A 19,108-nucleotide genomic window follows, 5' to 3' on the forward strand; every position below is an offset into this window, starting at 1 on the left:
CTTTATTAGAGCCGACTTGAGCGGCGCATTTACCGCTCTTGCTTCACGTTATCGAGGGAGTTTAGAGGCCCTGTTCCTTTGCCATCTTCATTGCTATTTGTGGTGCGTTCCACAATGAAGGGAGCAAAATTAAAGATACGGGGACTGCGGTAATGACAATAAAGGACTGCAATGCTGAGATGCCACCAGATCCAAGGGAGATTAAGATGATTGCCGTCACCCCCATCATCACACCCCAGAAGATTCTGATAATCGCATTAGGTTCGGTCTCACCACTAACAACGACACTGATGGTGTAGGTCATTGAATCCCCGGTTGTCACAATAAAAATAGTGGTTAAGATTAAAAATAAAATAGACATAACCATTGGCATCGGTAGTTGCGAAGTTACTGCAAGTAATGCCCCTGGTAAGTTAAACCCTTCAAAGGCTTTACTAACACTACCTGGTTCTGCAATTTCGAAAGCCAACCCAGAGCCACCCACAATCGTGAACCAAAAACACGTAACAAGTGGCGCCACAATACTAATTGTCGTAACCAATTGACGAATACTGCGCCCTCTTGAGATACGAGCAATAAATATGGCCATCATCGGACCGTACCCTAAGAACCATCCCCAGAAGAAAACCGTCCACCAGCTTAACCAGCCCTCATCGCCTCGGTATGTCGCCATTGGAATGAAGTTATCAATCATGCTTCCCACACCTTGGATATAACCGTTTACAATAAAGTTTGTAGGTCCAAAAATAAGGATATAAAGCATTAATGCAGACGCTAAAATAACGTTATATCGACTCAGCATTTGCATACCACGATTCAAGCCACTCAGTGCCGATATGGTATATAAAGCGATAGCAAATAAGATGATAATAAATTGCGTAGTAAATCCATCTGGAATATCAAACAGAGCGTTTAACGCGTAGCTCACTTGCAAACCTAAAAAGCCAATAGGACCAATGGTTCCTGCTGCAACCGCAACAATACAACATGCATCAATCAGTGCTCCGGTGTGCCCTTTGAGTACTCGCTCTCCAAAAACAGGGTAAAGTAAGATCCTTGGCTTTAGTGGTAGCCCCTTATCATAATGAAGGTGCATAACAACGATAGAAGTTAGACTCCCCACAATAGACCATGCTAAGAAGCCCCAGTGCATAAAAGATTGTGATAACGCATTCACCGCCCCTTGTTGGGCATCGACTTGCGCACCATATAATGGTGGAGGATTAACAAAGTGAGCAATAGGTTCTGCAGCAGCCCAAAAAACACCGCCCCCAGCTAATAAGGTACAAAAGATAATCGCCATCCAACGAAAACCATCCATTTCTGGCTTATCAATTCCTCCTAAGATAACTCGCCCAGTACGTCCCGCAGCAAGCCCAATACCAATAAGAAAGGTAAGTAACAATAGTAATTGCCAGTAAGGGCCAAAGACTTTTACAGCCCAACCAAAACCTGTATTTACAATGGTAGACAGTAATTCACTATCAACTAAAGCGATTAAAACAAATGCGGCAATAAAACCACCGCTATACCATAAGGCAGGGTTATTAAGCCCTAATTTTTCAGCGGTTGTTTCACTATGCTGTGCTTTTTTCGTTCCCTTTTGTTCTGTACTCTTATTTGACTCTTTCACGCTATTCATTAAATCAGACATACTCTGACTCCAGGGTATTCTTTGCAGCTGCAAAGGTGTATTTACCACCGACTCTATTATTTTTATATTAAATCGGCTGCTCCATGTGTGGGTCTCGCTTTACGAAATAGGCTCTAGTCCTTGTTGTAAAAAATTAAACCAATTTTCACCCAGAACTTTCCCAGCTTCCGGTTCACTGAATCCGTGACGCATTAATCCGTTGTAAATATTTTCCATCCCTGCGCTACCGCAAAACCACGGCAGAGCATCTGGCCAACCTGAATTACTCGCTGAACCTTCACCATAATTCATCGCTTTTGACCAACGACCATTACGCATCCACTCCAACACTTCTTGTGGTTGGTTTAAGCATAAATCACTGCCAATACCTAAGTGTTCTATTCCGACCATATCAGCAGTTGTTGCTACCATTTGGCAAAAATCATCTAGGCTACATTGACTACCATTTGGCAGATGAAATGGATACAAACTAAAACCAAGTAATCCACCACGTTCTGCTAATGCTTTAATTACCGTGTCTGATTTATTACGTAATGCATCATGAGCGAAAGAAGGATTGGCATGACTAATACAAATAGGGCGTGACGATAAATCAATCGCTTCAAGGGTTGAACGCTCTGCACTGTGAGACATATCGACGATCATTCCTACGCGGTTCATCTCTTCAATCACTTGCTGACCAAAACGAGTAATGCCAGTATCATTTTTTTCATAACATCCCGTCGCGAGTAGACTTTGGTTGTTATAGGTCAATTGCATGATCAATAACCCTTGTTGACGCATAACTTCAACTAAACCAATTTCATCTTCAATGGGAGAGCAGTTTTGTGCGCCAAAGAAAATACCAACTTTTCCTTTCGCTTTTGCAGTTTCAATATCCGCCATTGAATAGACTGGCATTATAAGATCTGCATTTTGCTCAAAGCGTAAGTTCCACTCAGCAAAACGACTCAAAGTTTCTCGTGCATTTTCGTGGTACACCATGGTGGCGTGAACCGCTGTAATGCCACTGGCTTTTAGAGTCTGAAAATACTCTCTATCCCAATTGCAGTATTGCAAACCATCGATAACAATCCGTTGTTGATACATAACACACTCCTTATTTCATTTCGGTTTCATCTAGTTGAGTAGATTTTCCATCCATTTTAATAAGGACGTTGGTAAGCCGTTTTCACTACCGTATAAAATTCTTTTGCATATTGACCTTGTTCTCGTGGGCCAAAACTTGATTCTTTACGACCACCAAATGGCACATGGTAGTCTGTCCCTGCTGTTGGTAAATTGACCATGACACAGCCCGTTTGAGCTTGTTGCTTGAATAACGCACTGGTACGTAAACTTTGCGTAATAATGCCGCCAGTTAAGCCAAAACGAGTGTCATTGGTTGTCGCAATTGCTTCCTCTAAATCAGACACACGGATCACACTTGCCATTGGTGCAAACACTTCTTCTTGGTTTACTTCCCACTTATTATCCGTATTAATAAATAAAGTTGGCGACATATAATAACCATCATGCTCAAGATTTAAGCGCTCACCACCAAAGGCTAATTCAGCGCCACTTTGACGCGCATTTTCAATCCAGCCAAAGTTTGCATCCAATTGATTACCGTCAACCACTGGCCCCATAAATACGCCATCTTCCAGTGCGTGTCCGACTTTTAATTCACTCATACGCTTGATTAGTGCATCTACGTAAGCATCGTGAATGCCATCCATAACAACCAAACGAGACGACGCGGTACACTTCTGACCTGCGCCAGAAAAAGATCCTGCAATTGTTGCTTCCACCGCGGTTTGAATATCCGCATCATCAGCAATAACCAGCGCATTTTTACTGCCCATTTCTAATTGGCAACGTACAAAGTTTGGCGCGGTAGCCGTTGCAACTTTACGTCCCGTATCAACAGAACCGGTAAAGCTCACACCATTAATTTCTTTTGAATTGATTAATGCATTACCCACTTGAGAGCCATTACCGAGTACTAAGTTAAAAGTTCCTTCTGGTAGGCCTTGACGGTGAATTATCTCAGTGAGAGCAACCGCACTTGCAGGGGTTAAATTTGCAGGTTTCCAGATCACACTGTTGCCAAATGCCAATGCAGGGGCTATCTTCCAAGCGGCTGTTGCTGTTGGGAAATTCCAAGGAGAAATCACCGCAATTACACCTACCGCTTCACGCGTTACTTCAACAGAAACACCCGGTCTTACTGAATCAGCACTATCACCTATCTGGCGTAATACTTCTGCAGCAAAGTATTGAAAGAATTGACCTGCGCGATAAATCTCACCACGACCTTCCATAAAAGGTTTACCTTCTTCACTTGAAAGCAAACGCCCTAATTCATCACAACGTGCAATTAACTCATCACCAATCGCCTGCAATACCGCTTGTTTACGCTCTAGTGGAGTTTTCTCCCATTCTGGCTGTGCTTTTTTTGCTGCTGAAATCGCATCTTGAACTTGGCGCTCACTTGCTTGAGCAAAATGACCTAAATTCTGCGTGATGTCAGATGGGTTAATGTTCGTTATCGTACTGATACCAGATTGCCACTCACCACCGATGTATAATGATTTTTCTGCTTGGATAATTTGCGCTTGAACTGTCATGCCATCTTCCTTGTTCTAAGATTTATTGCTTTCAAAAATAAACAATAAATAAACTAATTCGTTAATATTAAATGAGGGGGGATTTAACGTTATTCTGATTGAACGGCTGCATAAACAACCAACTCAACTAACATTTCTTCACGAGCTAACCCTGCGACAATCATTGCTGCACGGTTTGGGTAAGGGGCGTTAAAGTATTCTGCATACACTTTATTTACAGTGGTGAGATACTCCCTGTCAGTGACATAAATCAATACTTGCAGAACAGAATCTAACGACTCTCCCGCACACTCTAATGTGTGAACTAAATTATCTAGAGTTTGACGAGTTTGTGCTTCAATCCCTCCTTCAACCACTATCCCTGATTGATCAATCGGTATCTGGGCCGTATATAAAGTGCCGTTATTTACAATTGCCCACTCAAGAGGTGCTTTTGACGCAAATAGCTCGGTTTTTACTGCATGCTTTTTCATTTTAGTCGTCACTCTCTCATTCGTCATGTAATAACAATGTTTCAACATAGTTAAATAATGCACATTGACAGATGATAAATCTAACGGTAAATTTTTTACATTCGATAAGAAAAACTAATCACTTTAGTAAGAGTTCGATAAATAAAGGGCTGACAAGGAGGGAGGATAAATGAGTATCAAACTACAACAATTGAAACACTTTACTTTAGTCGTAGAAGAAGGAGGCTTTCGCGCTGCATCAAATCGTGCAAATCGTTCTCAAGCGGCATTATCAACCTCAATTAAAGAACTTGAACGTATTTTAGAACAACCTTTATTTGAAGCCGGTAATAAATCGAAATTAACGCCTTTTGGAGAGATCTGCTTTCCTAAAATAAAACAGTTCTTAGGTGTTTATGAACAGCTAACCAACGATTTACGTGCCGATGCAGCAGGCCAACAAGGGCGAGTTCGTATCGCAAGTGTTCCCTCTGTTGCTGCAAAATTGATCCCGAGTGTACTGGGAGCGTTTAGTGAAAAGTATCCAAATGTTGAAGTCAGTTTAATTGATGATAATGCCGCTGCTGTTGAAGCTAGGTTATTATCTGGAGAAGTTGATTTAGCGTTGGGGAATTTTTCACAATTAGAAGAGGAAGCGATTCACTTTACTCCTCTTATCGCCGATCCTATTGGGGTGGTGTGCTTAAAAGATCATCCGATTGCCAATAACCTCGACGGTGTTGAATGGCAAGCATTACTCTCATATCCTTTTATTAAGAACGGAACTTGTTCTTTACTTAATTCCACTCCTGCTCACGTACTTAGTGAACAAGCCCTCTACTCTGTAGAAAATATCACTTCATTGTTTTCAATATTGGAACTCGGTATTGGAATTACGACCTTACCGAAATTAGCCTTCCCAACCAATGAAACCCGTTTAGTATGGATCCCTTTGATTGACCCACCACTAGAACGACAAATTGGAATATTTCAGTTAGCAGGAAGAACCATCTCACCACAAGCTCAGCAGTTTTATGAATTATGCGTTCAGTACTTAAATTATCAAAAAGAATAACCAATAAAAAAGCCCACAAACTAAAAGTCTGGGGGCTTTCTAAAATTACAGTCGTGTGCTTTATTTAATTAAGCAAACAGAAACTTTGGCACATCAGCAATGCTATCAAGAACAGTTGTAGCTAACGCTTCGCCTTCTTCTGTTACTGGCTTACCAGTACGAACAAGAATACGAGTGCCAACCCCCGCCGCTTGTGCTGCCATCATGTCTTCTTTCTTATCACCAATCATCACAGAGTTTTCCATGTCGATGTCTAAGAAAGTTTGAGCAGAAATAAACATACCTGGATTTGGTTTACGGCAATCACATGCTTCTTTGTATTGCTCTACCGTTGCTTCAGGATGGTGTGGGCAGTAATAGATACCATCAAAATCGATATCGTTTTCAGCAAAATTCCAATCCATCCACTCTGTCAATGTTTCAAATTGCTCTTCTGTAAACATGCCACGAGCAATGCCTGATTGGTTTGTTACCAATACCAGTAGGTAACCCATGTCTTTGCATTTTTTAACAGCATTAAATACACCATCAATGTATTCAAAGTCATCACGTTTATGAACATAGCCACGATCAACGTTAATCACGCCGTCTCTATCAAGAAATACTGCTGGTTTAGACAAGGTGAAACCCTCTATATAATCAAATCGGTTAATAAAAAATTATCGCACGCTTTTCATTTCTTAGCATCTTATTTATACGTTTAGCCGTCTAGACGTAAAAATATCTATTGACTTAACACCGTATACCCAATAGCATCACTAATACATTAAAAATGAGAGGTTGCTCAGGTTTCTTAACCTTTTCCATCTTTCTATTTACATTAGTTCCCTATTTATACAAAAATGCAGTTCAAGGCGAATCATGATTGAAATAAACCGCGTTAATAAGGTGTTTTATCAAGGTGCAAAGGAAATTAATGCCCTTAAAGATATTAACCTTCACATTGCCCAAGGCACCATCTTTGGTGTAATAGGCTCATCAGGTGCAGGGAAAAGCACACTGATACGCTGTGTAAACATGTTAGAGAAGCCTACAAATGGTGAGGTGATTGTTGATGGTGTTGATTTAACCAAACTGTCTTCAAGCGAATTGAGCAAGGCTCGTCGTAATATTGGGATGATCTTCCAACACTTTAATCTTCTCGCTTCACGAACTGTATTTGATAACGTTGCTCTACCATTAGAGTTGGCGGGCAAATCAAAACAAGAGATTCAGAAAAAAGTCACTGAGTTATTAGAACTCGTCGGATTGACTGATAAACACCACACTTACCCTGCTAACTTAAGTGGTGGTCAAAAACAACGTGTTGCGATTGCTCGTGCACTATCAACCGATCCTAAAGTGCTGTTATGTGATGAAGCGACCAGTGCGCTTGATCCTGCAACAACAAAATCGATTTTAGAACTGATTAAAGATCTAAATCGTAAATTAAATATCACGATTTTAATCATTACTCATGAAATGGAAGTGGTTAAAAATATCTGTCACCAAGTTGCAATTATCGGTGATGGTGAATTAGTTGAGAAAGGCATTGTGAGTGATATTTTTGCTCACCCTAAAACCAAACTTGCTCAAGAGTTTATTCGAGCAACGTTAGATTTATCCATTCCTGATGATTTCAAAGCTCGCCTACAAGATACGTATGTAGAAGGTAGCTATCCTCTTATTCGCCTAGAGTTTACTGGCGCGAGTGTTGATGCTCCTGTTATTAGCCAAATATCTCGCGAATTTGATATTGATATTAGTATCTTAAATGCGGATATCGATTATGCAGGTGGGGTTAAATTTGGCCTTATGTTAGCCGAGTTTTTCGGTAATCAAAAATCAACAGAGCAAGCAATTGCATTCTTACGTAATCATCACGTGAAAGTAGAGGTATTAGGTTATGTCATTTGATGTAATTTCTGCATGGTTTGATCTAAACAGCAAGCTATTATTAAACGCGACTGGCGAAACCCTTTATATGGTTGCAGTTGCAGGCATTGTTGGCTTTGCTATTGGTATTCCATTGGGCGTTATTCTTCATATCACCAAAAAAGGTGGTTTGATGGAAAACACAACGTTCAATAGTGTACTAGGTGCGATTGTAAACGTGGGGCGTTCAGTGCCTTTCTTGGTACTAATGGTTGCGATTATTCCAGTAACAAAACTGATTGTAGGTAGCTTTATTGGTACTACAGCAGCTATCGTTCCATTGACTATTGGTGCAATCCCATTTGTGGCTCGTCTTATTGAAGGCGCATTAATTGAAGTACCAAGTGGCTTGGTTGAAGCTGCACAGTCTATGGGTGCAACACCACTGCAAATTATTACGAAAGTACTGCTTCCTGAAGCATTACCAACAATCTTAAATTCGGTAACCATCACACTGGTAACACTGGTTAGTTACTCTGCAATGGCAGGTACAGTTGGTGGTGGCGGCTTAGGTGATGTCGCTATTCGATATGGTTTCCACCGTTATGATTTAACCATCATGGCTGTGACTGTTGTTATGCTGATTGTTTTAGTACAAATCATTCAATCTGTAGGTGATAATTTAGTTAAGAAAGTTGATCACCGTTAATCTAATTTAAAATTTTTTGATTCATATGGAATTCATTTTTAAGGAGTAAATAATGAAATTAAATCTAAAAACACTGGCAGCAGTTGCTGGTCTAGCATCAACACTTATTCTTACTGGTTGCGGCCAAGAAGAAGCAAACACCAATCTAATTAAAGTAGGTGTAATGGCGGGTGCTGAAGCACAGGTTGCTGAAGTTGCTGCAAAAGTTGCAAAAGAGCAATACGGTCTTGATGTTGAGCTAGTTACTTTTACAGACTACGTTACACCAAACGCAGCGTTGGATGATGGGTCTATTGACCTAAATGCTTTCCAACACAAGCCATACCTTGATCAACAAGTAACTGATCGCGGTTACAAAATTGAAGTTGCAGGTAATACGTTTGTTTACCCTATTGCTGGCTACTCTAAGAAAGTAACGTCTGTTGAGCAAATCGAAGACGGTGCACGTATTGCTGTACCAAATGATCCAACTAACCTTGGTCGTTCTCTTCTTCTTCTTCAACAACAAGGCCTAATCACACTGCGTGATGGTTCAGGTCTTGCTGCAACGGTTCGTGATATTACAGCTAACCCTAAAAATATCTCAATTGTTGAATTAGATGCAGCACAACTGCCTCGTTCACTTGATGACGTTGCACTGTCTGTAATCAACACGACTTATGCAAGCAGCATCAACTTAACACCAGAGAAAGATGGTATCTTTGTAGAAGATAAAAAATCTCCATATGTAAACTTAATTGTTGGCCGTACTGACAATGTAAACTCTGAAAATGTGAAGACTTTTGTTAAAGCTTACCAATCAGAAGAAGTTTACCAAGCCGCATTTAAAACGTTTGATGGCGGTATCGTTAAAGGTTGGTAATTCCTCTTTTGACTTAATCAAACCTAAAAGGTTGGCATAATGCCAACCTTTTTTCTATCTTACTTTTTCTTCTTTCCTTGCACTGCTTTAAATCGAGGATTTGTCTTACAAATAACAAAAACTCTCCCCTTTCGTTTTACGATTTGACAATCTTTATGTCTAGATTTAGCACTTTTCAATGAGCTTAATACTTTCATTATACTTTACCTTTTAATGCACCAAATCGACGATTGAAATTTGCCACTCGGCCTTCGCTAGACACAACTCTCTGCTCTCCCGTATAAAACGGGTGCGATTCAGAAGAAATATCCAATGTCATATAAGGGTATTCCTTACCATCTTCCCATGTCATTTTTCTGTCTGTCTGCAATGTTGAGCCTATAAGAAAATATTTATTCACACTCGTATCGTGGAAAATAACCTTTCTGTATTCTGGGTGAATGCCTTCTTTCATCTTTTTTCTCCATATCAAATTACTCATCAATTGTTATGTTATAACATAACAATTGATATTTGAGAACTATTATCATCTAAAGTAAAAAAGTGACTATTCATTAGTTATGATAAAATTCATTCATATTCACCGTTGAGCTTACATAAATGACTTATCACATCGAACCTGTTGGTTTTATCCAATCACCTTATAAAGAAAAATTTGCCGTTCCTCGTCAACCTCGCTTAGCCCCTAGCGCGACATCTCGCCTAAAATTGGTGGGAGATGCAAATTCACCAGAAGCGGTTCGTGGGATTGAACAGTTTTCTCATTTATGGTTATTATTTTTATTTGACCAAAATCTCGATGCGGGATGGAGACCGACAGTTCGTCCACCACGTTTAGGTGGCAACGAGCGCATTGGTGTTTTTGCTTCACGAGCAACCTTTCGCCCAAATGGTATTGGTATGTCGGCGGTCGAATTAAAAGGCGGTAGTTCAAGAGGGAAATCAAACGTATTTAGAATTAGGCAGTGTCGATTTAGTGGATAACACGCCAATCATAGACATTAAACCCTACATCCCCTATTCCGATTCCATTCCTGATGCTTTAGGTGGTTTTGCCGAAAAAGAACCAGATGTTCTTGATGTGTTCTTATCGATAGAGGCACAAAAATCACTTAGCTCACACTCACAGAAAACACATATTGAAGCGGTGATAAAAGAAGTCCTTGGGCAAGATCCTCGACCTGCTTATAAAAAAGGAAAGACAGATACTAAGGAATACGCGGTAAATTTGTTTGATTTGAACGTAAAATTCACTGTAGATAGCAATTCCATCACGGTAACTGCAATTGATCGCTTTTGAGATCGCTTTTAGGCTGATATCATAGAGGGCTTAATTTTAGATTTGAATCCATTCTGATTAAAGAATTGGTCCAGGCTAAAATTGACCTCTCGATTTAACGGTTTAAATCGAGGTATTCCAATATTCATAACTAACAAATGGATGAAAACATGCGCACTAGCAAATACCTTCTTTCAACACTGAAGGAGACTCCAAACGACGCAGAAGTAGTGAGCCACCAGCTCATGCTACGTGCAGGTATGATCCGCCGTCTAGCTTCAGGTTTATATACTTGGCTACCGACAGGTCTACGTGTATTGCGTAAAGTCGAAAATATCGTTCGTCAAGAGATCGACAATGCAGGTGCAATCGAAACGTTGATGCCCGTAGTTCAACCGTTTGAGCTTTGGGAAGAGACAGGTCGTTCTGAAAAGATGGGTCCTGAATTACTTCGTTTTACTGACCGTCATGCTCGTCCGTTTGTTCTTAGCCCAACTGCTGAAGAAGTTATCACTAGCCTTGTTCGTAACGAAGTTAACTCTTACAAGCAGCTTCCACTAAACTTGTACCAAATCCAGACTAAATTCCGTGATGAACGTCGTCCACGCTTTGGCGTAATGCGTGCACGTGAATTCTGCATGATGGATGCATACAGCTTTGACATCGATAAAGAAGGTCTACAAAAATCTTACGATGCAATGCACGATGCTTACTGTAAAGCATTTGACCGTATGGGTCTTGAGTACCGTCCAGTATTAGCTGACTCAGGTGCTATCGGCGGCAGTGGTTCTCAAGAATTCCACGTACTTGCAGAAAGCGGCGAAGATTTAATCGCATTCTCAACAGAATCTGATTACGCAGCAAACATCGAAAAAGCAGAAGCTCTAGCACCGACAACTGAACGTGCTGCTCCTACTCAAGAGATGACAACGGTTGATACACCAAACGCAAAAACAATTGCTGAATTGGTTGAGCAACACGGTATCGCGATTGAAAAAACAGTGAAAACATTGTTTGTTAAAGCATCTGATGAAGTTGATGCTGATATCATCGCACTTATCATCCGTGGTGATCACGAACTTAACGAAGTTAAAGCTGAAAATCTTCCACAAGTTTTATCTCCACTAGAGATGGCTGACGAAGCACAACTTCGTGACCTAATCGGCGCTGGTGCTGGTTCTCTTGGTCCTGTTGGCCTAGAACTTCCATTCATCGTTGACCGATCTGTTGCTGTAATGAGTGACTTTGGTACAGGCGCAAATATCGATGGTAAGCACTTCTTTGGTGTGAACTGGGATCGTGATGTACAGCTTGGTCAAGTTGAAGATCTACGTAACGTTGTTGAAGGCGATCTAAGCCCATGTGGTCAAGGTACTCTACAACTGAAACGCGGTATCGAAGTTGGTCACATCTTCCAATTAGGTACAGCCTACTCAGAAGCAATGAACTGTGGCGTACTTGATGCTAACGGTAAAAACTCTATCCTTGAGATGGGTTGTTACGGTATCGGTGTTTCACGTGTTGTTGCCTCAGCTATTGAGCAAAACAATGACGAATACGGCATTGTATGGCCAGAAGCGCTTGCTCCATTTACTGTAGCTATCGTTCCAATGAACATGTACAAATCTGATCGCGTTAAAGAAGCGGCAGAAAAACTGTATGCAGAATTAACAGCGATGGGTATCGACGTTCTATTTGATGATCGTAAAGAGCGCCCAGGTGTTATGTTCAAGGATATCGAACTTATCGGTATTCCACATACAGTTGTGATCGGCGATCGCAGCATGGACGAAGGTAACTTTGAATATAAGAACCGTCGTGCAAACACAAAAGAAGTGGTAGAAATTGCAAACATCGTTGAGCACATTAAAGCTCAATTAAGCTAATTTCATCACCTTTTAAATACCAAAGGCTAAGTAAATTTACTTAGCCTTTTTTATATCTATGAAATAAATTTCCATTTCCTTAATTACCCCTTGTTATGACTTAATCTACTGATAGAATTTATCTCAACAAAGCCATACTCTTTTATTACCGTTGTTCTACGGTTTTATGGCTTTATATATCTTACAGTTTTATAGTCTTGTAGCTCTTTGGTGTACCTTATCTATCTTTGTAAATTCACCAGATGCGATCTATTTTTTCTTACCAGTTAAGTCTATACATAGTGATCCTATTCTCGTTATAAATATCATTGCTTCTTTATTGATAATATTTATTACTACGTTGAATAAAACTTAATAGCCTAAATAACCCTTTCTGTGTAATTCAACTAGATCACTACTTTATTTCTAATGCAGATCGTAAATGCGCTCTTTCATTTACCTGTACTCACTTTCTTTATATTGGAAACAAGTTGTGAATATATTTTTTAATTTAATAAATAGAACATTAATACTATCCCGCTTTCTATTTATATTACCTTTATTTCTTTCAATCGGTTTTACATCTCAAGTATCTGCACATGATAATCAGCCTGATACCTTAAAAATCGCACTAGGTGGTGAACCAACAACAGGATTTGATCCTATTTTAGGTTGGGGGAAATATGGCAATCCACTATTTCAATCCACATTATTAAAAAGAGATAACAAATTAAATTTTGTTGGTGATTTAGCAACAAAGTGGCGTTTGACCAATGAAAACCTAACTTGGATCGTAACACTTAGAGATGATGTACTATTTAGTGATGGTAAGCCTCTCACCGCTGAAGATGTCGCTTTCACATACAATCAAATTCTAACTAAAAGCAGTACTCACGATCTCAGCGCATTAAAAGTAGCAGAACCTTTAACACCTTACTCTGTCGCTTTTCATTTAAAGCAACCCGACATCACTTTTTTAGACCGATTATCCTCAATTGGTATCGTACCTAAACACGTTTACGAAAAACAAAATCATAATGGCTTGCGTTATGGTGAACATCCCATCGGATCAGGCCCTTACATATTAACTCAATGGGAAAGAAATCAATTCGTTAGTATGACATTGAATCCATTTTACTACGCTAAAAAACCACAGTTTAAAAAAATTATTGCTGTATTTGGTAGTGAAGAGTCACGCTTTATGCAACTAAAGACCCATCAATTACATTTAAGCATCATACCTCAACGTTATGCTACTCAAGATATTAATGGATACAAACTCTGGGCAGTCCCAACCCTAGATAATCGCGGTATTGTTTGGCCAATGTCTTATCAAAAAGGCGCTAATATGACTTTTGTTAGCTCAGATCCTGCAATACGTAAAGCATTTGAGATCCTAGTCGATAGACAACTGATCGTAGACAAATTATTAGATGGTTATGCAACGCCTGCCTATTCCCTTGCAGACAATATGCCGTGGGGTGTAGACACAACAAAGATAAAACCAACCACTGTTGATGTGGTTCATATACGCAATTTATTAAACCAAGCGGGATGGCATGATAGTAACAACAATGGCACGATTGATAAGCAAGGCTATGAAGCGTCTTTTACCTTACTTTATAAAGCAGGAGACAGTATTAGAGAACAACTTGCCCTGGCAATAAGCTCAATGGCAAAAGAAGTCAGTATTAGTGTTGATGTCAAAGGTCTTGAATGGAATGTAATAGCTAAACAGATGACGACAACACCTGTTCTTATGGGATTTGGTAGTCACTCTGCTAGTGAAGTAAGGTATGTGTATCATTCTGATTTTGCTAATACTGATTTTTATAATTCAGGAGGATATAAAAACGCCATCGTTGATACCGCCATTAATAATGCGTTAAAAGCCGATTCTTGGAGTGCATCAATCCCATTTTGGCAGCAAGCACAGCAGCAAATGCAACAAGATCGCCCTTGGACATGGCTGGTCAATATAAATCATTTATACCTTGCTAACGACTGCTTAGATTTAGGAACTCCAATGACAGAACCTCACAATCATGGCTGGCCATTAACCGCTAATATTGAGGAGTGGCGTTGGCAATGTCAGTAATTCACATTAGCTCTAACGGTTTCTGTATTGGCCTAGCTCGCCTTGCTCTGCAATTGTGTTTAGCGTTATTAGTAATGACATTGCTCTTATCATTATCACCTATAGACCCTATCAGCGCTTATTTTGATGGAAATGCGCTTGCTGTCTTTGGTGATAGAAAAGAGCAATTAATACAACAATTAGGGTTAGATCAAACACTAATAGAGCGTGTACTAACATTTGGCAAAGCGTTATTAAATGGAGATCTTGGATATTCGCTTCATTATCAACAACCCGTCAGTGATATTATCTGGCAACGCAGCCAGTACTCTATTTATTTAATGGGATGTGCTGCACTACTATCCTTGATATTGGGTTATAGCATTGGACTACTTCTTGGTATCAGTCCAAATCATCCTTTTAGTCGAACTATGTCTCAATTGGCGCTGATGATGAACTCATTGCCAAGCTTTTGGATTGGCTTATTATTAATTGCTCTGTTTGCGATTAAGTTGTCGTGGTTACCCGTCGGAGGGATCGCTCCTATCGGAGAATCTCCTGATACTCTCAATTTTAGAGAGCAAGTCACTTATTTTATTCTGCCTTTAATTACACTATGCCTAAGCCTAATTGCTCCTATTATTCTACATACCAAAGAGAAAGTAATTGAGGTCAATAATAGCCAACACGTACGCTATGCTCGTATTCATGGCTTATCGACCTTCTCAATTATACGGTTTCATTTGATCAGGAATACCATTGTACCCGCTCTTGTTATTCAGCTGGCTGGCTTTTCTGAGCTTCTTAGTGGCTCTGTCATTGTTGAAACCGTCTTTAACTTTCCAGGAATTGGAGAAACCTTAGTAAAGGCTGGATTAAGTGGTGATACGCCACTTTTACTTGGTATTACTATGTGCTCTGCACTGTTTGTTTTTACTGGTAATGCTATGGCATCGTTGTTAAGCAGGCAGCTTTCTTTATCAACGTCTTTATGATTTAAAGGATCGATTTATGCGATACACGCATCTTCCTTTACTGCTGTTTTCTCTTTTATTAGTACTCGCGATTACATGGCAAAATAATGGGGAAGCACTCGATTTATTCAGCAAAAATCTCCAACCAAATTTACAATACTGGTTTGGCACAGATTGGCTTGGAAGAGATGTTTTTAGTCGAACATTAAAAGCTTTACTGTTTAGTTTAGCAATGGGGGGACTATCGTCATTATGCTGCGCTTTTTTATCTATGAGTTTGGCTTTAATTGGCAATATAAATAGTTCATTTAGCTATGCCGTCAATACGTTAGTTGATGCTTGGAGTGCGCTTCCACACTTACTAGTTATGATTGTCTTGTCCGTTTTAGCTGGCGGCGGATTTGAAGGGCTAGTGATTGCTATTACGTTTAGTCATTGGCCTAAATTAACTCGTCTACTAAAAATAGAAATCGAACAGTTACGCAATAAACCTTATATTTTGCACGCATTGGCGTTCGGACATTCAAAGACTAAAAGTTACATTACTCATCTGACACCACATGTTTTGCCACAGGTATTAACAGGAACCTTAATTTTATACCCTCAAGCGCTTGTCCATGGTGCTGGGCTGACTTTTTTAGGATTAGGCATAGAGCCTTCCACTCCTTCTATGGGCGGAATGCTTTCTGAAGCAAGCCAATATCTATTAAGTGGTCAATGGTGGTTAGCTCTGTTCCCTGGCATCGTATTAGTCATTAGTTCACTATTATTAATGTCCATTGGGCAAAAACTAAGAAGAGAATAGCGTGATAGCCCTACAAATAACGAATCTTACTATAAAGCAATACTCACAGATAAAACCCTTAATTTCAGGACTCTCTTTGACTATTAAAAAAGGAGAAGTTCTGGGTATTATAGGTACTAGTGGTAGTGGGAAAAGTGTATTAATTAACTCATTAATAGACTGCTTACCTTCTGTTTTTGAATTATCTGGCTCAATCAAATACGATGAAGAAACTCGAATATCATTAGTTCCTCAAAGCGTTGAAGCATTGAACCCAACCACTAAAATAGGAGATCAACTTTCACAATTCGACCCACATAAAAAATGGTACCACTCAAAAAATAAAATGCTTATAAATTCAGCATTATCACAAGCTCAGTTACCACCAGTTGTTGCAGATAGATACCCTTATCAATTATCAGGAGGGATGGCAAAACGAGTAATGTCGGCATTGGCCTTCATTCAAGATACCGACATTATCATTGCTGACGAACCTAGTTGTGGTGTGAATGATGAGTTAGCACAGCCATTGTTCCAACATTATGCATCACTCGCTCATGGTCCTAAAAAAAAGGCCATTATTATGGTGAGCCATGATTTAAAGCATGTCATTGATATTGCTGATCGCATTCTTGTTTTACAAAGCACAACTAACAGCGATTCTTTATCCATAATAGAACACACCACACCAAATGAAATCAAACAAGGAAATAGTCAATTCTATAGCCAAGCATTATGGTGTGCTTTACCTGAACATTGGAGTCATCGTGATTCACTTAACTAATGTCAGCGTCCAATATCAATCAACCACGCTTAATCTACCTAACATCGCGATTGACCAAGGCGATATTATTGGCTTAAGTGGAGAGAGTGGATCTGGTAAATCAACAATTGCGATGCTATTTGCTGGTTTTCTTCTGCCAAAAACGGGACATGTTTGTACACCTTGCTATGACAAACATACTGCGAACCCTGTGCAATGGGTTGGGCAGCACCCTGAACTTTCTTTTAATCCTAAATGGACTATTTTACGTTCATTAAAAGAGAGCTATCGAGATATAGAGTTTGAATCTCGTCTTATCGACTTTGATATTCAAAAAGAATGGCTTACTTGTTACCCAAAACAACTCTCAGGAGGGCAACTCCAACGTCTTGCACTATTTCGTGCTTTACTACCAACAACTCGCTACTTGTTGTGTGATGAAATCACTGCTCAATTAGATCCATTAGCTCAAATATCAATTTGGAAAAGCGTACTTAATTTTTCGACTCAACAAAATATTGGATTACTAGTTATATCGCATGAACCTTCATTATTAAAATCGATTTGCAAAAAAATAATCACATTAAATTAAGAACTTTTATTCAGATATAAATAGGCTTTTAAAGAATAAATTTTCACTTATAAACATGATAAAAAAAAATGGCAAAAAAAACGACTATTTAAGTTTATTTTTTCATTGCCAAGTACAAAATATAGGACTACTATCTATTTCGTAAGTCATTCACACAATCATCTCTAAAGTTAATTTATCTTCACATATTCATGTATACATAAAATAAATTACCTTTACTGTAAAACGAGTACTTTACTCAACACTGCCTAGACTTAGGCAATTACAATTTATTTAGAATTCTTATTTCTCTAGTTTTTAACTGGAGGTGTTTGCTATTTGTTTTCATTATTTCTTTTCTCAAGAAAATATGCCATATCGGCAGGGATAATTATGCCAAAAATAAATACATCGTCTTCTGGTTGGCTGGCTGATATATCCCTTTTCTATGAAAAAAGAGGCTCTAACACCAAACTGGTTCATCGTGAACAAATTGGTCCACTAATGGTTCAGCGCCCTTTTTATCCAGAACCTGGGATAGCTCATACTTATCTACTTCACCCACCAGGTGGTGTTGTAGGTGGTGACCAACTAAATATCAACATTCACGTTGCCTCTAAAGCACATTCATTAATAACAACACCTGGGGCAACTAAGTTTTATCGAAGCTCAGGAGCAACATCAACTCAAACCCAACGATTAAGTGTCGATTCCGATGGGTTCTTAGAGTGGTTACCACAAGAAAATATATTTTTCCCAAATAGCCAAGCGCATATAAATACACAAGTAAATATTCATAAGAACGCACATTTTATTGGCTGGGAAATGAATTGCTTCGGTCGTCCTGTTTTAAATGAAATATTTACACAAGGATTAATCACAGGACGAACCAATATTCAGGTTGGTGGTAAGTTATTACTTTCTGAATCGATTTATATTGATTCAATAAATGAAATTAAACACGCGGCGGGAATGCGAAATTACCCAATGCTTGGCAATCTTTATATCTACCCCGCTTCTGATGTATTAGAAGATAAATTAAGAACACTGATTAATGAACATTTCCATGAACAAACTGGGTTATTTGGCAATAGTGATCCTATTTGTGGAATTACTGAAATTGATGGCTTATTGGTTATCCGTTATTTAGGTTATCAAACAGAGCCGATGATGGCCTGCTTCAGTACTTTATGGCAACACACTCGTCAACATTGGTTAGGTACATTACCCGAGGTCCCACGCATCTGGGCCACATAATTAGCTGGAAACATCATGGAATTAACACCAAGAGAAAAAGATAAACTGCTACTTGCTTCTGCTGGAATGATTGCAGAAAGACGCAAAGCACGCGGATTAAAATTAAATTACCCAGAAGCCATTGCTTTAATTTGTTTTGAAATAATGGAAGGTGCTCGTGATGGGCGTACTGTTGCTGATTTAATGAATTATGGTCGAACCATCTTAACCGCTGATGATGTGATGGAAGGTATTCCTGAGATGATCCCAGATGTTCAAGTGGAATGTACGTTCCCTGATGGCACTAAACTTGTGTCTATCCATGAACCCATCGTTTAAGGAGT

The 19,108-nt window shown here is 39.3% G+C and carries 21 protein-coding genes; 14 read left to right on the forward strand and 7 right to left on the reverse strand.

The window, feature by feature from the left end; translation table 11 throughout:
- Positions 1-61: 61 nt before the first annotated feature.
- The 4 genes from ACU5DF_RS15145 to ACU5DF_RS15160 all read right to left on the reverse strand — a co-directional run bounded on the left by ACU5DF_RS15145 (position 62) and on the right by ACU5DF_RS15160 (position 4,763).
- Positions 62-1,654, reverse strand: a complete 1,593-nt coding sequence (locus tag ACU5DF_RS15145) for a BCCT family transporter (protein WP_446713440.1) — start codon at positions 1,652-1,654, stop codon at positions 62-64.
- Between the two features lie 99 nt (positions 1,655-1,753).
- Positions 1,754-2,743 (reverse strand): membrane dipeptidase, encoded by a 990-nt coding sequence (locus tag ACU5DF_RS15150; RefSeq protein ID WP_446713441.1) that lies wholly within the window; start codon positions 2,741-2,743, stop codon positions 1,754-1,756.
- Positions 2,744-2,799: 56 nt separating this feature from the next.
- Positions 2,800-4,263: an aldehyde dehydrogenase family protein gene (locus ACU5DF_RS15155; RefSeq protein WP_446713442.1), complete on the reverse strand. Its 1,464-nt coding sequence runs from the start codon at positions 4,261-4,263 to the stop codon at positions 2,800-2,802.
- 89 nt (positions 4,264-4,352) lie between these two features.
- Positions 4,353-4,763, reverse strand: a complete 411-nt coding sequence (locus ACU5DF_RS15160; protein ID WP_446713443.1) for a RidA family protein — start codon at positions 4,761-4,763, stop codon at positions 4,353-4,355.
- Between the two features lie 142 nt (positions 4,764-4,905).
- Here ACU5DF_RS15160 and ACU5DF_RS15165 point away from each other — a divergent pair, with 142 nt between their 5' ends.
- Entirely contained in the window at positions 4,906-5,790 is an 885-nt protein-coding gene (locus ACU5DF_RS15165) for a LysR family transcriptional regulator (RefSeq protein ID WP_060993591.1), read from the forward strand.
- 68 nt (positions 5,791-5,858) lie between these two features.
- Here ACU5DF_RS15165 and gmhB read toward each other — a convergent pair whose 3' ends face one another.
- Positions 5,859-6,410 (reverse strand): D-glycero-beta-D-manno-heptose 1,7-bisphosphate 7-phosphatase, encoded by a 552-nt coding sequence (gmhB, locus tag ACU5DF_RS15170; protein WP_446713444.1) that lies wholly within the window; start codon positions 6,408-6,410, stop codon positions 5,859-5,861.
- A 241-nt stretch (positions 6,411-6,651) separates the two neighbouring features.
- Between gmhB and metN the strand changes: the two genes are divergently transcribed.
- The 3 genes from metN to ACU5DF_RS15185 are packed head-to-tail and all read left to right on the forward strand — an operon-like array spanning position 6,652 to position 9,215.
- A complete protein-coding gene (gene metN, locus ACU5DF_RS15175) occupies positions 6,652-7,686 on the forward strand; it encodes a methionine ABC transporter ATP-binding protein MetN (RefSeq protein WP_045101429.1) in 1,035 nt (344 codons plus the stop codon).
- Positions 7,676-8,353 (forward strand): methionine ABC transporter permease, encoded by a 678-nt coding sequence (locus ACU5DF_RS15180; protein ID WP_446713445.1) that lies wholly within the window; start codon positions 7,676-7,678, stop codon positions 8,351-8,353. The genes metN and ACU5DF_RS15180 overlap by 11 nt, the downstream gene beginning before the upstream one ends.
- Positions 8,354-8,405: 52 nt before the next feature.
- Positions 8,406-9,215, forward strand: coding sequence for a MetQ/NlpA family lipoprotein (locus ACU5DF_RS15185; RefSeq protein WP_045101427.1), 810 nt, complete (start codon positions 8,406-8,408; stop codon positions 9,213-9,215).
- A gap of 59 nt (positions 9,216-9,274) precedes the next feature.
- Here the strand turns inward: ACU5DF_RS15185 and ykgO are convergent, their stop codons facing one another.
- Positions 9,275-9,412: a type B 50S ribosomal protein L36 gene (gene ykgO / locus ACU5DF_RS15190; protein WP_012549672.1), complete on the reverse strand. Its 138-nt coding sequence runs from the start codon at positions 9,410-9,412 to the stop codon at positions 9,275-9,277.
- Positions 9,412-9,669 carry a type B 50S ribosomal protein L31 gene (locus ACU5DF_RS15195; RefSeq protein WP_045101426.1) on the reverse strand — a complete coding sequence of 86 codons (258 nt, stop codon included), beginning with the start codon at positions 9,667-9,669 and terminating at the stop codon, positions 9,412-9,414. Before ACU5DF_RS15195 ends, ykgO begins: the two co-directional genes overlap by 1 nt.
- A gap of 146 nt (positions 9,670-9,815) precedes the next feature.
- Here ACU5DF_RS15195 and tsaA point away from each other — a divergent pair, with 146 nt between their 5' ends.
- From tsaA to ACU5DF_RS15245, 10 genes are all read left to right on the forward strand, one after another.
- Complete coding sequence (tsaA, locus tag ACU5DF_RS15200) at positions 9,816-10,199, forward strand: tRNA (N6-threonylcarbamoyladenosine(37)-N6)-methyltransferase TrmO (protein ID WP_446713446.1); 384 nt, start codon at positions 9,816-9,818, stop codon at positions 10,197-10,199.
- Positions 10,192-10,515, forward strand: a complete 324-nt coding sequence (locus ACU5DF_RS15205) for a hypothetical protein (protein WP_446713447.1) — start codon at positions 10,192-10,194, stop codon at positions 10,513-10,515. Before tsaA ends, ACU5DF_RS15205 begins: the two co-directional genes overlap by 8 nt.
- Before the next feature lie 149 nt (positions 10,516-10,664).
- Positions 10,665-12,380, forward strand: a complete 1,716-nt coding sequence (locus ACU5DF_RS15210) for a proline--tRNA ligase (RefSeq protein ID WP_061013624.1) — start codon at positions 10,665-10,667, stop codon at positions 12,378-12,380.
- Positions 12,381-12,852: 472 nt separating this feature from the next.
- Positions 12,853-14,457, forward strand: coding sequence for an ABC transporter substrate-binding protein (locus ACU5DF_RS15215; RefSeq protein ID WP_446713448.1), 1,605 nt, complete (start codon positions 12,853-12,855; stop codon positions 14,455-14,457).
- Positions 14,448-15,431, forward strand: a complete 984-nt coding sequence (locus tag ACU5DF_RS15220) for an ABC transporter permease (RefSeq protein ID WP_446713449.1) — start codon at positions 14,448-14,450, stop codon at positions 15,429-15,431. Before ACU5DF_RS15215 ends, ACU5DF_RS15220 begins: the two co-directional genes overlap by 10 nt.
- Before the next feature lie 16 nt (positions 15,432-15,447).
- Positions 15,448-16,215, forward strand: coding sequence for an ABC transporter permease (locus tag ACU5DF_RS15225; protein WP_446713450.1), 768 nt, complete (start codon positions 15,448-15,450; stop codon positions 16,213-16,215).
- A 76-nt stretch (positions 16,216-16,291) separates the two neighbouring features.
- Positions 16,292-16,978 (forward strand): ATP-binding cassette domain-containing protein, encoded by a 687-nt coding sequence (locus tag ACU5DF_RS15230; RefSeq protein WP_446713451.1) that lies wholly within the window; start codon positions 16,292-16,294, stop codon positions 16,976-16,978.
- Entirely contained in the window at positions 16,962-17,549 is a 588-nt protein-coding gene (locus ACU5DF_RS15235) for an ATP-binding cassette domain-containing protein (RefSeq protein WP_446713452.1), read from the forward strand. Before ACU5DF_RS15230 ends, ACU5DF_RS15235 begins: the two co-directional genes overlap by 17 nt.
- A 372-nt stretch (positions 17,550-17,921) precedes the next feature.
- Entirely contained in the window at positions 17,922-18,785 is an 864-nt protein-coding gene (locus ACU5DF_RS15240) for an urease accessory protein UreD (RefSeq protein WP_446713453.1), read from the forward strand.
- A 15-nt stretch (positions 18,786-18,800) separates the two neighbouring features.
- Positions 18,801-19,103 (forward strand): urease subunit gamma, encoded by a 303-nt coding sequence (locus tag ACU5DF_RS15245; protein ID WP_446713454.1) that lies wholly within the window; start codon positions 18,801-18,803, stop codon positions 19,101-19,103.
- Positions 19,104-19,108: the final 5 nt, after the last annotated feature.

The organism is Aliivibrio wodanis (genome assembly GCF_052920805.1).